This window comes from Corynebacterium glaucum (genome assembly GCF_030408855.1).
GTDB lineage: Bacteria > Actinomycetota > Actinomycetes > Mycobacteriales > Mycobacteriaceae > Corynebacterium > Corynebacterium glaucum.
In genome coordinates this window covers 314,487-327,435 of the sequence record NZ_CP047358.1, presented here as the reverse complement: position 1 = coordinate 327,435, position 12,949 = coordinate 314,487, and the positions used below count along the sequence as shown (strand labels likewise).

Genomic DNA, 12,949 nt, shown 5'->3' with positions numbered 1-12,949 from the left:
AGCCTACTGCTGCGGGAAGAGGGACTCCGCCTCCCCCACCAGCTCGTCGAGTGCGTCGCGCACATCTGACGGGAGTTCGAGATCCGGAGCTGGCGCGGGAGTTTGCGGCGGCTGCGTCACAGTCGGCTCACCCGGGGCTGGGGCCGGGGCCTGCGTCGTCTCGTCGCGGCCGAAGAGCGACGGGCGGCGGGTGGTGGTCTCAGTCGTGGTGACCACCTCGGTCGCGGTCTGCGTCACCGTGACCGGCGGCTTGTCCGCCTCCGCAGCGGCACCGCGCCAAAGGAAGAACAGCACCGTTGCCGCGGCCACGGCGATCGCGAACAGCACACCAAAGATGATGGCCGGAACGTTGTCGCGCTTTTCGGGCTCGAAGTCGGCAGGCTCCGGCGCATAGTACGGCTCGTCATAGTGGGGCTCGCTATAAGACGGCTCTTGGGGCTGCTGTTCCGGAATGTACTGCTTGGGGCGCTGCCTGCGCTGCGGCTCAGGTGCGTTGCTCTGAGAACCAAACTGGCGCGTCTCGTTATCCATGGGGAAAGGATAAACCGCCACCGTAGATTCTCCCCATCTTAGTTGCAGAGAAAACTTCTGAATATGCCCATGTACTGCATGAAATCGTTCCCACATGTTCAACTAGATTTTAACTCAATCTCACCCCAGAGAAACCTGGGTGCGGTTTGGTGAGAACGTTCCCACTGAACGGCAACGAAAGGGAGACGTCGTGTCACCAGTCGTCATTTTCGACATTGGCGGAGTTCTCGTACCGGAAGGCACCCGAATGGAGCAGCTATTGGATCACTTGGCTGCCCTCAAGGGCGAGTTCGACCGTGAGGTATTCACGGACAGCTACTGGGCGATCCGGGACGAGTACGACCTCGGCGCGGCTGACGAACAGTTTTGGCCCCCAGTCTTTCAGCGTGCAGGAATCGAATCCGATCCAGCTCTGGTTGCCTCTGCGGCAGCCAAGGACGCTGAGCTGGCTTCGACCATTGCCAGGGAACCCCACCAACTGTTACTTGAGATTGCGGATGCCGGCGTGCCACTCGGAATCTTGAGCAATGCTCCGCACCGGATGGCGCAAAGCGTTCGGGAAAGCGACTGGGCATCGGTCTTCGCCCACCTCGTCTTCTCGTCCGAACACGGCCTCATGAAGCCCGACAGGGCTATCTATGACCTTGCAGCGAGCCATCTTTCGGATGTGGAACCCTCCACCATCCACTTCTTTGATGACCGAGAGAGAAACATTGTCGGAGCGCATGCCGCAGGCTGGCACGGGCACCTGTGGCGCTCGGTAGATCAAGCGCGCTTTGAATTGCAATCCCTCGGCATCCTTACCAAACGATAACTCGTAGGGGATCACACATGGCAGCTATTACTTTCGATAAAGCTACCCTCCACTACCCCGGTAACCCCCGCCCGACCATCAACAATATGGATCTAGCTATCCGCGACGGGGAGTTCGTAGCCGTCGTCGGACCATCTGGATCTGGCAAATCAACAACTCTGCGCATGGTGGCCGGTTTGGAGAAACTAACCGGAGGCGAGATCTACATCGGCGACACCCCCGCATCAACGCTCGCGCCATCCAAGCGTGACGTCGCGATGGTGTTCCAGTCCTACGCCCTGTACCCGCACATGACTGTGGCGGAGAACATGGCTTTCGCACTCAAGATGCAAAACGTGTCGAAGGATGAGCAGCAGAAGCGAGTCGCTGAGGCGTCCCGCTTGCTCGACCTCGACCAGTATCTTGAGCGCCTTCCCAAAGCACTGTCCGGTGGCCAGCGGCAGCGTGTGGCTATGGGCCGTGCAATCGTTCGCGACCCCCAGGTGTTCTTGATGGACGAGCCGCTGTCCAACCTGGACGCCAAACTTCGTGTGTCCACCCGCGCGGAGATCAGCCAGCTGCAGCGCCGCCTGAACACGACGATGCTGTACGTGACGCACGACCAGACCGAGGCCATGACCATGGCCGATCGCATCGCCGTGCTCGAAGGCGGCGACATGCAGCAGGTTGGTTCGCCCGAGGAGCTGTACCTCACGCCAGCGAATACGTTCGTCGCCACGTTCATCGGCACCCCGTCGATGAACATGATGACGGGCACGATCGAGGGCAGCGAGATCACAATTGGACACATCCGACTCCCCCTCCCGCCCCTTGCACAGCAGCCGACGTCCAATCGCGTTGTGCTTGGCATCCGCCCAGAGAATCTTGAGGTGGTGAGCGATGGTCAAGGCGATACCCGCGCCGCGGCGGAGTACGTCGAGAACTTCGGTTCCGACAAGTACGTACACGCTTCAATCGACGGTCTGAATGATCTCGGGGACTTCATTATCCGCGTGCCGAACACGTTGCGGATCGCCGCAGGAGACGCATTCGACCTGCGTTTCGATCGCGACTTCCTTCACTTGTTCGACGCTGAAACCACAGCGAGGATCAACTGATGAGTATGCAGCTGAAAGGGGCTCCCGGCCCCGAGGTCCCTCCCGTTGACGCACTCGAAACAGCGCGGGAGAACACGGCAGGCCCGAAAGCCCCACGCCAGCGAGGAGAACTGTGGGCCTGGTTGTGCCTTCTTCCGGCGACCATTCTGTTCCTTGTTTTCGACTTCTGGCCGTTCTTCCGCGCGCTCTACCTCTCTTTCACGTCGACCGACCTATTCGGCCGACCAGCTGGCTTCACCGGGTTCGACAATTACCTCAACATGTTTTCGGACCCAACATTCCTGTCGACGTTCTCCCGCACCCTGCTGTTCACCGTGGCATCGGTGATTCTCAAGCTGGCTATCGGCCTAGCAATCGCACTGCCGCTGTCGTACCGCATGAAAGGCACCGTGTGGATGAGGCCGGTGGTGTTGATCCCGATGGCGGTCTCCACGGCAGTTGGAACCTTGGTGTTCCGCCAAATGTTCGCACCTGTTGTCGGCCTGTTCGACCAAGTCTTCATGTCCATGGGCTTCGACCAGGTTGGTTGGCTGACAAGTCCTCGAATGGCGATGATCTCGGTGCTTATCACAGATGTATGGATCGGCATTTCGTTCGTCACTTTGCTCATGCTCGTCGCCATCGACGGCATTCCTGGGGAGATGGTGGAGGCAGCAAACCTTGATGGAGCAACCGGCTCTAAGTACGTCCGTCACATCATTCTGCCGAGCATCGCGCCAATGCTGCTGGTTCTTTCTGTCACGCAGGCGATGGCGGCGATGAAGGAGTTCACCATTTTCCAAGTTCTTACTGGCGGCGGACCGGGAAATTCGACCCGAACTCTGGTGCTCGACATCTACGACTTGGCCTTCGGCGGCGGCACAGCGGACTTCGCTGCCGCGTCCGCGCGTGGCATGGTCCTGTTCGTCATCATCCTCGTCCTCACGCTGATCCAGTTCAGGCTCTCGAACCGAAACAACAGGTAAGCCCCATGAACAACAACCTTCGTTCCCCCTTTACAACTGTGGTGATGTGGATCTGGTTGCTCCTGGTCTGCTTCTCCATTGCGTTGCCGATCGTGTTTGCGCTAGTTGGCTCGTTCCGATCGTCCGGTGACATCCAAGGCGGTGTCCAGTCCTTATTCTTCGGCGACACCATCTTCAGCAACTACCCGCGTGCCTGGGAGCAGTCTTCGATTGGCCGTCAGCTGATCAACTCCGTCATCGTGACCGTGTGCCAGACGGCAGGACAGTTCATCACTTCGGTGCTCGCTGCATATGCACTTGTCTTCGGCCGCTTGCCCGGCGCGTCGAAAGTCCTCATCTTTTTCCTGCTCCCGATGATGATCCCCGGTGAGGTTGCCGTCATTGGTAACTACCTCACGGTTCGCGGCATGGGCTTTTACGATACCGTCGTCGGCATCTTCCTGCCGTACCTCGCGTCCAGTTTCACGTTGTTCCTCTTTTATCAGGCATTCCTGGGCTTCCCCAAGGAAATCCGCGAAGCCACGATTCTGGAAGGCGTAGGACCGTTCAAATTCCTCTGGTCCTTCCTACTCCCCCTCAACCGCTCGGTCTGCATGACCGCCATTGTCACGGGCGCCATCGCCGCGTGGAACGGATACATGTGGCCACTGTTGATCACCCAATCTGCATCAGTTCGCACCATCCAACCAGGCATCAAGGCGCTTGCCGACGAAGCTGCTATCGACACTGGTCTCGTCCTCGCTGGCCTCATGATCGCCGTCATCCCAACCGTCCTGCTCGTCGTATTCGGTCAGAAGTACCTGACCCGCGGCCTCACCGAAGGAGCTGTCAAGTAAATGTCCAAGAAGTTTTTCGCTCTTGCAACCGCAACCATCCTCACTGCGTCTTCCCTGACCGCTTGCGGCGGCAGTGAAGGTGACACCGCCACCACCGCCGACGGTGCCGTCGTCGTCGATTTCTGGCACTCCGCGTCGGGCGCAGCTGCGACCACCCTCGAAGAAATCGTCAGTGACTTCAATGCGGAGCACCAAGGAGAAATCGAAGTCCAGGCCTCCTACCAGGGGGGCTACGAGGATGCGATTGCCAAGTTCATTGCCTCAGTGCAAACCGGTGACCTACCGGCGCTCCTCCAGGCTTCGGACGTTCAGACTGCGTACCTGCGCGACAGCGGTGTTGCAGAACCGGCCCAGGACTTCGGAGAGGACTACGACTGGGACAATCTGGTTGACGTTGTGGCGAATTACTACACCTTCGAAGACAAGGTCTATTCCATGCCGTTCATGGTGTCTCAGCCGGCGATCTACGTGAACGACACCGCTCTTGCAGAGGCAGGTTTGAGCCACGCTGACCTCGAGACCGTAGAAGGCCTCCTCGACGCGGCGGAAAAGGTTCATGAGACGACTGGACGCCCAGGTCTCACCTTCCACCAGAGCGGCTGGTACATGGAGCAGTTCCAGTCCATGACCGACCAGTTCCTTTGCACTCCGGAGAACGGCGTCGATGAGGCAGCGACCGAGTTCAATCTCACCTCGGACGAGACCGTCAAGTTGTGGGAGCGAATCGGGGACCTTTACTCAGCAGGTGTCATTCACAATCCGGGTAACGACGGCTCCGCTGCGACCGGTGCGTTCCTGTCAGAGCAAGCCGCAATCCAGCTCAACTCCTCCGGAAACTACGGCAACATCACCGAGGCGAACCCCAGCTTCGACTGGTCCATCATCGCCCTGCCCCGTGACACTGACGAAGCCGGCGCGGTCCCGGGCGGCAACTCGCTGTGGGCAATCAAGGAGGGACACTCCAAAGAAACCCAAGAAGCGGTGTGGGAGTTCATGAAGTATGTCGGTTCTGACGAGGTGCAGCAGAAAATCTTCGAGGAGACCGGTTACCTGCCCACCACCAACGGTGCCAATGACGCGCTCGCAGGTCTAACTGAGCAGCAGCAGGCCCTGGTTGATCAGCTGCAAAACACCCCAAGCAACAAGATCACCGCTGGATGCAAGACCGGTGCGTTAAACGCTGCCCGTCAGTCGTACCAAGCTGCGATGTCCTCGTTTGCGAACGGCTCGAACCCGGCTACCGCACTTGAGGAAGCTCAGCAAGGTGCATCCAACGAGATTGAGTCCTACAACAAGCGTGCAGGCAACTAGGGCAATGGCGAAGTTTCCGTTGGATAGCAACCCGCAGACCTTCGAAAAGTTCACTGCCGAAGGTGTGGCGAAGCGCCACCGTGGATCCACCTTCGTTGCGCATGTTGTCCCAGACAGCCCCACCTACGAGGTGGAGAAGCGTATTCAAGACGATGTCCGCTCTCGAGGCCTGGCGGAGCATTTCGGCCTCCTCCCCCCGTCGAGCTATCACATGACTGTGTTTCCCGGCCTGAAGGACAGGGCCATCCAAGGCGAATCAGGTAAGTGGCCCGGTTGGCTGAGTGGTGTGATGGATCTGCCCACCGCAGTAAGCATGATGCGCCAGCGACTCACCGAAGCTGACATCGCGCCCGTGCCTGATCTGCGGATGCGGCCCACCCATGTTTACGACTTGGGGGTCTCACTCACGGTTGGCTTGGAGCCGGTTGATGATCAGATGGCGAACGAGCTGCACCTGTTCCGATCGACGCTTCGCGACGTGTTGGAGATTTCAGATCCAGGTTTCGACACCTATCTGTTTCACTCGAGCCTCGGCTACCGCCTGAGCGCGCCCGAACTCACCTCCGACCTGAACGCGGAGTTGGCGGAACTTTACACAGAGTGGGTGCGGGAGATCGAGGTCTTTGACCTCGAGCGACCTGCATTCAACATTTTCAATGACATGCTGGCATTCCCGGAGGTTCTCCCCCTCTAGGCAAGATCACACTTGAGTGTGGCCTCGCGCATTCCGCGCGGCCACATTCGTTTCTAGGGTCGGCCGGCTGTCGTTCCGATGATGAGTTCGCCGCGGTACCGCTCGTTGATAACAGCTGCAGGTTCGGGGCCTTCCACAAGTTCAACAATCCTGCGAGCTGCACCGCGTCCAACCAGTTCTACTGGCTTTCTTACAGTTGTTAAGCCGAGAAGGTCGACACCGTCCATGACACCGTCCGAGCCGGTCATTGAGATGTCTTCTGGGACCCTGATGCCTAATCGTTTTGCGGCTTGGAGCAGCTGAACAAGCCTCCGGTCGAACACAGCCATGATCGCGGTGTATCCATCATCCAGTGTTTTCAGAAGCCACTGTTCAAGCTCTCGTTCGCTCATCAGGCTGGTGTAGGTCGCGTCGAACTCGATCCCCAACGCCGCTGCACGTCGTTTCTGCGCCTGAACGCGTGTCCAGGTACCCATAGTTCGGTTCATTCGAGCGTCTTGCATCATAATCTTCCGGTGGCCCAGCTTCGCGAGGTGATCAACCAGAGTTTCCCCGTGATAATCCTCGTCGTAACCGACAGAGTGGAGCGTGCCGCTCGGCTCAGGTCGACCCACGACAAGAAGGGGCACGCGCGCCGCGTACTTCTGATGCAGATCGTTCTCGACGCCCCCAACTGACACCAGCATTCCCTTGATAGGCATGCGAACGAGGTTTTCCATCGCGGATTCCTGCTCGCTGCGCGTCGAGCTCACAATTGTTTCTTGAAGTACGTGGTACCCGAGCGCGTTGAGCTCTTCGTGAAGATAACGGTTCAATTGTCCGAAGATCGGGATATCGACGGAACTGACGAACAGCCCGATTGTTGGAGCCGGCTCAGCGCGCATGAGCTGAGCAGAAAGAGCCGGAACGTAGCCCAGTTCCTCGATAGCCTGCCGCACTTTGGCGCGTGTGTCTTCTGCGACTCGTGCGTCATTTTGCATCACCCGCGACACGGTTGACTTCGACACCCCTGCGACGCTGGCTACGTCGAGGATCGTGGGTCTGCGCGGCTCGCGGGTTGGCACGACACGAATCTTAAGCTTTCGCGAGCCTAAGCGTCAGATTGACCCACTTTCATCCGTAGGACGCCGCAAGTTTGTGGGCTTAGAGCACCAGTCCGAAGACTGGGACGGCGATGAAGTAGGTCGCCAGGGAGATCAGCACGATGCCGATGAGGTTCAGCCAGATACCGCCCTTGATCATGTCGCCCATCTTTACGTAGCCGGAGGAGTAGGCGATCGCATTCGGCGGGGTCGCCACCGGGAGCATGAATGCACAGGTAGCGGCGAGCGCAACCGGGATGCACAGCAGCATCACGTTCATCTCGGTGGAGCCGGTCAGGCCAATGCCCACCGCAACACCGCCCATGATGGGCAGGAAGGTTGCCGCCGTTGCAGTGTTGGAGGTCAGCTCCGTCAGGAAGATGATCAGCGCGGAGATTGCCACGATGAGCAGGAACATCGGCAGTGTCGCCAGGCTCTTCGCGGCCTCACCGATCCACAAAGACAGACCGGTGGAGGTGAACATCGCGGACAGGGACAGGCCGCCGCCGAAGAGGAGCAGCACGTCCCACGGCATTTCGTTCGCGGTCTCCCAGTCCAGCAGCCGCTTGCCATCCTTTGCCGCGGGGATGGTGAACATCAACAGGCCGGCGATGATGCCCACGATCGCATCGTCGTACGGGAACGACCAGCCGTAGCGCTCAATGCCAAGCGGGATGAAAATCCAGGACAGGGCCGCGAGCACGAAAATGATGCCCACCATGATCTGCGGGTAGGTCCACGGGCCGAGCTTGCGGATCTCCTCGTCGATGAGTTCCTTACCACCCGGGATTTCGTCGATCTCCGGCTTGAAGACGGTCACCAGTAGCCACCACGCGATGAAGAGGAAGATGATGGCGACCGGCATGCCCACCATCATCCAGCGGCCGAAGCCGATGGTGATGTCGTGTGCTTCCTCCATGTAGCCCTTCAACAGCGCGTTCGGCGGGGTACCAATCAGCGTGCCCAGCGAGCCAATGGACGCGGCGTAGGCGATCGCCAACATGAGCCCGGTAGCGAACTTCGCTTGGTTCTTCATGCCGCCGACGGTGTCTGCAGTGAGCATCAGCACGGAGGTACCAATCGGCAACATCACCACGGCGGTCGCGGTATTGGACACCCACATGGACATGAATCCGGTCGCCAGCATGAAGCCCAGGATGAGACGGCGCGGCGAGGTGCCGACGATTTTCACCACATAGAGCGCCAGGCGGCGGTGCAGGTTCCAGCGCTGCAGGCCAAGTGCCAAGAGGAAGCCGCCCATGAACAAGAAGATGGTCGCGGACGCGTACGGCGCACCGACATCTTTGAACTTGGCTACTCCCATAATCGGGAAGATGGCGATTGGCAGCAGCGCGGTCGCGGCGAGCGGGATCGCCTCGGTCATCCACCACACGCCCATCAGCACGGTGGTAGCGGCGACGACGCGCATCGCCTGCGAGGTGTATTCGACATCTTCCTTGGCCCCCGGTGAAGCAGCCACGGTGTCACCCGCGCCTGAAGGGAAGATGAAGTAGATGAGGATGGCGAGAGCGATACCCGCAAGCAGGCCGATGAGTTGACGGCGCCACTCTCCCGGTTCGGGACTGGGGGCAAGATCGCCGTCCGACAGTGCGGACGAATCGTGCACTACAGGAGTAGACATCGCGGCTTCCTTCTTTCACGATATTCATGGACGGCTGTACGCCGATGTCCGCCAAACTCTAAGCCCGCGAATCCCCGCCTATAGCAAAAACGCAGAATTTGCTTCCGAACTGATACCGACTACGCCCCTAAATGGGGGTAACACGCGCGAACCCGTTCAAACCACCAGTCGCGCCGCTCGGCCGAAGCCCGAAGTGCGTGCAGACGGTCGGCGTCGGGGGTTGTCCGAGTCAGAGTAAAGGAGCCGTCGATAAGCGAGCGCTCCGGCGCGACATCCTCAAGAAACAGCCGCTGGGTGGCAAGGCCCGCGGCGCGCGACCCGGTGAGCTTTGCCGCGACCAGCCCCGCATCAATCCCCACGGCAGTGTCCAGCGCGCTCGCTACGGTGAGCTCAAGGCCCAGCTCGGCCGCCAGCTTCAGCACATTTCGTACCCCACCAAGGGGCGCTTGCTTAACGACGCCTATTTGCGCCGCACTATGCTTCACCACCTGATATGGGTCTTCGGCGCGGCGAATGGACTCGTCGGCGGCGACCGGGGTGCCCACCCGAGCGCGCACTTCGGCGAGTTCCTGGACGGTGGCGCAGGGTTGCTCCAGGTACTCCAGGGATCCGTCCGCGGTGAGGGCGGCTTCGGCGGCGACGGCTTCTTCCACGCTCCAGCCGCCGTTCGCGTCGACGCGGATGCGTGCCTCGGGCTGCAGTTGGCGGAGGGTGTTGACGCGAGCGATGTCGTCGTCAAGCGATTGGCCCTTTTCTGCGACCTTGACTTTGAAGGTGTGCACTCCGGGGAACCGTGCGAGGACCGCCTCGACTTTTTTCGGGGCGACGGCGGGGACGGTGCCGTTGACCTCGACGGTGCCGTGCGCTTCGGGCAGCCCCTCGAAAGCGGCCTCGATGCCGGCACGCAGCCACATCGCTGCTTCGGGTGCGGCGTACTCCACGAACGGGGAGAATTCGCCCCAGCCGGCGGGGCCGTCGATGAGCAGCGCCTCGCGCGTGGTGATGCCGCGGAACTTCACTGCCATTGGCAACGCGACGACGTGGGCGCGTTCGAGGATCTTCTCGACTGTGGGCAGTGGGTGCGGGGTATGCAGCGGGTTCAGCGTGGGCGGCGTGGGCATGCAGGCCAGCGTAGCGTTGGGGCCATGAGCACCGAACTTGGCAGCGAGCGGGGTTGCGACGCGCGCGCAGACGAGCGCGCAGACAAGCGCGCAGACGAGCGCACTGCGTTTGCGCGCCGCCTCTTCCCCGACGGCGAGGAGCCCGATCCGCGCTTCACGCTGGCGAACGAGCGCACGTTCCTTGCGTGGACGCGCACGGCGCTCGCGTTTCTGGCGGGCGGGATCGCGCTGGCTGCGTTTGAGATCCAGGGCATGCACCCTCGGCACCAAACTGCGGTGGCGGTGCTGGTCATTCTTGGTGGGGTGGCGATCTCCGCGGGCGCGGCGGTGCGTTGGGTGCACGTCGAGCGCGCCATGCGCACCGGCAAACCGCTGCCGGTGCCGGCGATCATTCCGGTGCTGTCGCTGTTGGTGTTCGTGGCGCTTGCGGTCACGATCGTCCTGATCGCGGTGTAGGTGATTTTGGGTGCACGCTGATCCGGGGCTGCAGCCCGAGCGCACATCGATGGCTTGGACGCGCACAGCCGTGGCGATGCTGGTGGTGTCGCTGATCCTTCTGCGCTGGGCGCACGTGTTCGGGCCGTGGGTGATGGCGTTGGTCGTGCTGACGCTGGTCGCCGCGGTGTACGTGGTGCTGTCGAACCGCGCGGCGTATACGCGCGAGGTGGCCGGGATCGAGCACGAGCGCGTGGAGCCAGCAATCGGGCGGATTGTCGCTATGACAGCGACAGTGTTCTTGCTTGGGGTGGGGTCGTTGGTGCTGGTGGTGCTGCGCTAGCCTTCGCGCGCGTACCCCTCGCGCGCGTACCCCTCGCGCGCGCCGCTGAATCCCATCTGCTGCTCTACGTTGTAGACGAAAACGATTTCGGCGCCACACCAGTCACACCCCACCTGGGCTTTTAGCCCGGCGCCTTGCTTGAGGTCTACAACCTTGAGGTCTACAACGCCACTACCATCGGTCTGCATGAGCGAGCAGCAGCAATACTCCACCGCGCAGCCCTTCGACGCCTCCCAGTGGCGCAGCGTCGAGGGCTTCGACTTCACGGACATCACCTACCACCGCCACGTAGGCGAGACCCGCGCCGACGGCATCGTCCGCATCGCGTTTGACCGCCCCGAGGTGCGCAACGCATTTCGCCCCCACACCGTCGACGAGCTCTACCAGGCGCTTGACCACGCGCGGCGCGACCCGTCGATAGGCACTGTCCTGCTCACCGGCAACGGCCCGAGCCCGAAGGACGGCGGGTGGGCGTTCTGCTCAGGCGGCGACCAGCGCATTCGCGGCCGCTCCGGCTACCAATACGCCACCGCGCACGACGCCGACGTCGAAGCCGCCACCGCCGAGCACGTCGACGAAGCCCGCGTGAAAGCCGAGGGCGGGCGCCTGCACATCCTCGAAGTGCAACGCCTGATCCGCACCATGCCGAAAGTGGTCATCGCCGTGGTCAACGGCTGGGCAGCCGGGGGCGGGCACTCCCTGCACGTGGTGTGCGACATGACCATCGCCTCGCGTCAGGAAGCCCGCTTCAAACAGACGGATGCCGACGTCGGCTCTTTCGACGCCGGCTACGGCTCCGCCTACTTGGCCAAGATGGTCGGTCAGAAGTTCGCGCGCGAAATCTTCTTCCTCGGCCGCACCTACACCGCCGAAGACATGCAGCACATGGGCGCGGTGAATATCGTCGCGGACCACGGCGAACTCGAGGCGGAAGCCATCCAGGCCGCCCGCGAGATCAACACCAAGTCCCCCACCGCCCAGCGCATGCTCAAGTTTGCTTTCAATTTGCTTGACGACGGCCTCGTAGGCCAGCAAGTCTTCGCCGGCGAAGCCACCCGCCTGGCATACATGACGGACGAAGCAGTCGAGGGCCGCGACTCCTTCCTGGAGAAGCGGCCCCCGAACTGGGATCAGTTCCCGTACTACTACTAACTGGAACTGGCTAGCTGGAGCTGAGCGTCACCGGGAGCTTGGCACCCGGAATCAGGGACTCGATGAGCGATCCGAGCGCCTTGAACCAGGTCTCGAACATCGCGAGCACCGGGTGCTTCGGCGGTGCAGGCTGAGTGGCTTCCGGCTCGGGCACGACGAAGTCAGCCGGGAAGTAGAGCTCGCCCAACCCCTTGTGGCACTCGCTGGGCGCGGTGGTGAGCAGGTCGGCGTAGCCTCGCTCAAGCTCGTTGATCGCGCGCCCGTAGTAGGTGTTGTTGAAGTGGAAGACAAACGCGGTGCGCTGCGGCTCATCGATCGGCAGTCCGCGCGCCACGGTTTCACCGGTGTTGCCCACTACCACGCCGTCGCGCTTGCTGTGGCGCAGGTAGCCGCGGTCGATGCCGATGACGTACTGAGCCGAAAGCGGCATCTGCTTCAGGTAGGCTTGGTCCTGGATTTGCGTGCCCTGCTTGCTGTCGAGGTAGTTGTCCGCCGTCGTCGGATGCATACCCACTGAGACGAGCTTCGTTTTTGCTGCTTCGCGTGCACGGTCCTTGCCTGCGAGTGTCTCCGGCGTGGACTTGCTGCCGCTGGCCTGGCCGAGCGCGAGTGTGCGGTCGTCGTTGAGGAACTGGCGCACGTTCGGGTCGTCGACGTACGCGTCACCGTGCGCCTTCGCACCCGGGTATGCGGCCTCCAGCGCCTCAGCACGGGCAACCTCGTGCCCTGCCAACGTGAGCGTCTTGGCCGCCGCCTCAGCTTTCTGCGCACCAACGCGCTCCGGCTCGGTGAGGGTGATGCGACATTGCAGGCCGCCGTTTTGATCGGTTTCGGGAGTGAGGGTTGCAGCGGATGCGGGCGTGACAAGGGCAAGAGTGGCGGCGACAGCGACCGCGGTGGCGATCAGCTTCTTCATCGGGGGACTC

15 protein-coding genes are annotated in these 12,949 nt (G+C 61.4%); 9 read left to right on the top strand and 6 right to left on the bottom strand.

What is annotated here, in order from left to right; all coding sequences use genetic code 11:
* Positions 1-3: 3 nt before the first annotated feature.
* Positions 4-531: a hypothetical protein gene (locus CGLAUT_RS01565; protein WP_290185878.1), complete on the bottom strand. Its 528-nt coding sequence runs from the start codon at positions 529-531 to the stop codon at positions 4-6.
* A gap of 190 nt (positions 532-721) precedes the next feature.
* On the opposite strand from CGLAUT_RS01565, the gene CGLAUT_RS01560 reads away from it, so the two are divergent.
* The 6 genes from CGLAUT_RS01560 to CGLAUT_RS01535 are packed head-to-tail and all read left to right on the top strand — an operon-like array spanning position 722 to position 6,248.
* Positions 722-1,345: an HAD-IA family hydrolase gene (locus CGLAUT_RS01560; protein ID WP_290185876.1), complete on the top strand. Its 624-nt coding sequence runs from the start codon at positions 722-724 to the stop codon at positions 1,343-1,345.
* Positions 1,346-1,362: 17 nt separating this feature from the next.
* The gene (locus CGLAUT_RS01555; protein WP_290185874.1) at positions 1,363-2,442 is read left to right on the top strand and encodes an ABC transporter ATP-binding protein; all 1,080 of its coding nucleotides are present in this window, start codon (positions 1,363-1,365) and stop codon (positions 2,440-2,442) included.
* Entirely contained in the window at positions 2,442-3,407 is a 966-nt protein-coding gene (locus tag CGLAUT_RS01550; protein ID WP_290185872.1) for a carbohydrate ABC transporter permease, read from the top strand. Before CGLAUT_RS01555 ends, CGLAUT_RS01550 begins: the two co-directional genes overlap by 1 nt.
* Positions 3,408-3,412: 5 nt before the next feature.
* The gene (locus tag CGLAUT_RS01545) at positions 3,413-4,243 is read left to right on the top strand and encodes a carbohydrate ABC transporter permease (protein WP_095659166.1); all 831 of its coding nucleotides are present in this window, start codon (positions 3,413-3,415) and stop codon (positions 4,241-4,243) included.
* Positions 4,244-5,554, top strand: a complete 1,311-nt coding sequence (locus tag CGLAUT_RS01540; protein ID WP_290185870.1) for an ABC transporter substrate-binding protein — start codon at positions 4,244-4,246, stop codon at positions 5,552-5,554. It begins immediately after the preceding gene.
* Between the two features lie 4 nt (positions 5,555-5,558).
* Positions 5,559-6,248 (top strand): DUF1868 domain-containing protein, encoded by a 690-nt coding sequence (locus CGLAUT_RS01535; RefSeq protein ID WP_290185868.1) that lies wholly within the window; start codon positions 5,559-5,561, stop codon positions 6,246-6,248.
* A gap of 53 nt (positions 6,249-6,301) precedes the next feature.
* On the opposite strand, the gene CGLAUT_RS01530 is transcribed toward CGLAUT_RS01535, so the two are convergent.
* The 3 genes from CGLAUT_RS01530 to CGLAUT_RS01520 form a co-directional block, all read right to left on the bottom strand.
* A complete protein-coding gene (locus tag CGLAUT_RS01530; RefSeq protein ID WP_095659163.1) occupies positions 6,302-7,312 on the bottom strand; it encodes a LacI family DNA-binding transcriptional regulator in 1,011 nt (336 codons plus the stop codon).
* 79 nt (positions 7,313-7,391) lie between these two features.
* Entirely contained in the window at positions 7,392-8,972 is a 1,581-nt protein-coding gene (locus CGLAUT_RS01525) for an SLC13 family permease (protein ID WP_290185865.1), read from the bottom strand.
* 119 nt (positions 8,973-9,091) lie between these two features.
* A complete protein-coding gene (locus CGLAUT_RS01520) occupies positions 9,092-10,093 on the bottom strand; it encodes an o-succinylbenzoate synthase (RefSeq protein ID WP_290185863.1) in 1,002 nt (333 codons plus the stop codon).
* 24 nt (positions 10,094-10,117) lie between these two features.
* Here CGLAUT_RS01520 and CGLAUT_RS01515 point away from each other — a divergent pair, with 24 nt between their 5' ends.
* Together CGLAUT_RS01515 and CGLAUT_RS01510 are read left to right on the top strand one after the other, a co-directional pair.
* Positions 10,118-10,549, top strand: a complete 432-nt coding sequence (locus CGLAUT_RS01515; RefSeq protein WP_290185861.1) for a YidH family protein — start codon at positions 10,118-10,120, stop codon at positions 10,547-10,549.
* 10 nt (positions 10,550-10,559) lie between these two features.
* Positions 10,560-10,871 carry a DUF202 domain-containing protein gene (locus CGLAUT_RS01510; RefSeq protein WP_290185860.1) on the top strand — a complete coding sequence of 104 codons (312 nt, stop codon included), beginning with the start codon at positions 10,560-10,562 and terminating at the stop codon, positions 10,869-10,871.
* Here the strand turns inward: CGLAUT_RS01510 and CGLAUT_RS01505 are convergent.
* Entirely contained in the window at positions 10,868-11,059 is a 192-nt protein-coding gene (locus tag CGLAUT_RS01505) for a hypothetical protein (protein WP_290185858.1), read from the bottom strand. The two genes, CGLAUT_RS01510 and CGLAUT_RS01505, sit on opposite strands and share 4 nt — an antisense overlap.
* Here CGLAUT_RS01505 and CGLAUT_RS01500 point away from each other — a divergent pair.
* Positions 11,058-12,023: a 1,4-dihydroxy-2-naphthoyl-CoA synthase gene (locus tag CGLAUT_RS01500; protein ID WP_290185856.1), complete on the top strand. Its 966-nt coding sequence runs from the start codon at positions 11,058-11,060 to the stop codon at positions 12,021-12,023. The two genes, CGLAUT_RS01505 and CGLAUT_RS01500, sit on opposite strands and share 2 nt — an antisense overlap.
* Positions 12,024-12,033: 10 nt before the next feature.
* On the opposite strand, the gene CGLAUT_RS01495 is transcribed toward CGLAUT_RS01500, so the two are convergent.
* Complete coding sequence (locus CGLAUT_RS01495) at positions 12,034-12,939, bottom strand: hypothetical protein (RefSeq protein ID WP_290185854.1); 906 nt, start codon at positions 12,937-12,939, stop codon at positions 12,034-12,036.
* Positions 12,940-12,949 lie beyond the last annotated feature (10 nt).

Bases quoted from the DNA above. Each gene is read 5' to 3' on its own strand.
- CGLAUT_RS01565 (WP_290185878.1), bottom strand. From the start codon at position 531: ATGGATAACGAGACGCGCCAGTTTGGTTCTCAGAGCAACGCACCTGAG.
- CGLAUT_RS01555 (WP_290185874.1), top strand. From the start codon at position 1,363: ATGGCAGCTATTACTTTCGATAAAGCTACCCTCCACTACCCCGGTAAC.
- CGLAUT_RS01550 (WP_290185872.1), top strand. From the start codon at position 2,442: ATGAGTATGCAGCTGAAAGGGGCTCCCGGCCCCGAGGTCCCTCCCGTT.
- CGLAUT_RS01545 (WP_095659166.1), top strand. From the start codon at position 3,413: ATGAACAACAACCTTCGTTCCCCCTTTACAACTGTGGTGATGTGGATC.
- CGLAUT_RS01540 (WP_290185870.1), top strand. From the start codon at position 4,244: ATGTCCAAGAAGTTTTTCGCTCTTGCAACCGCAACCATCCTCACTGCG.
- CGLAUT_RS01535 (WP_290185868.1), top strand. From the start codon at position 5,559: ATGGCGAAGTTTCCGTTGGATAGCAACCCGCAGACCTTCGAAAAGTTC.
- CGLAUT_RS01525 (WP_290185865.1), bottom strand. From the start codon at position 8,972: ATGTCTACTCCTGTAGTGCACGATTCGTCCGCACTGTCGGACGGCGAT.
- CGLAUT_RS01520 (WP_290185863.1), bottom strand. From the start codon at position 10,093: ATGCCCACGCCGCCCACGCTGAACCCGCTGCATACCCCGCACCCACTG.
- CGLAUT_RS01515 (WP_290185861.1), top strand. From the start codon at position 10,118: ATGAGCACCGAACTTGGCAGCGAGCGGGGTTGCGACGCGCGCGCAGAC.
- CGLAUT_RS01500 (WP_290185856.1), top strand. From the start codon at position 11,058: ATGAGCGAGCAGCAGCAATACTCCACCGCGCAGCCCTTCGACGCCTCC.
- CGLAUT_RS01505 (WP_290185858.1), bottom strand. From the start codon at position 11,059: ATGCAGACCGATGGTAGTGGCGTTGTAGACCTCAAGGTTGTAGACCTC.
- CGLAUT_RS01495 (WP_290185854.1), bottom strand. From the start codon at position 12,939: ATGAAGAAGCTGATCGCCACCGCGGTCGCTGTCGCCGCCACTCTTGCC.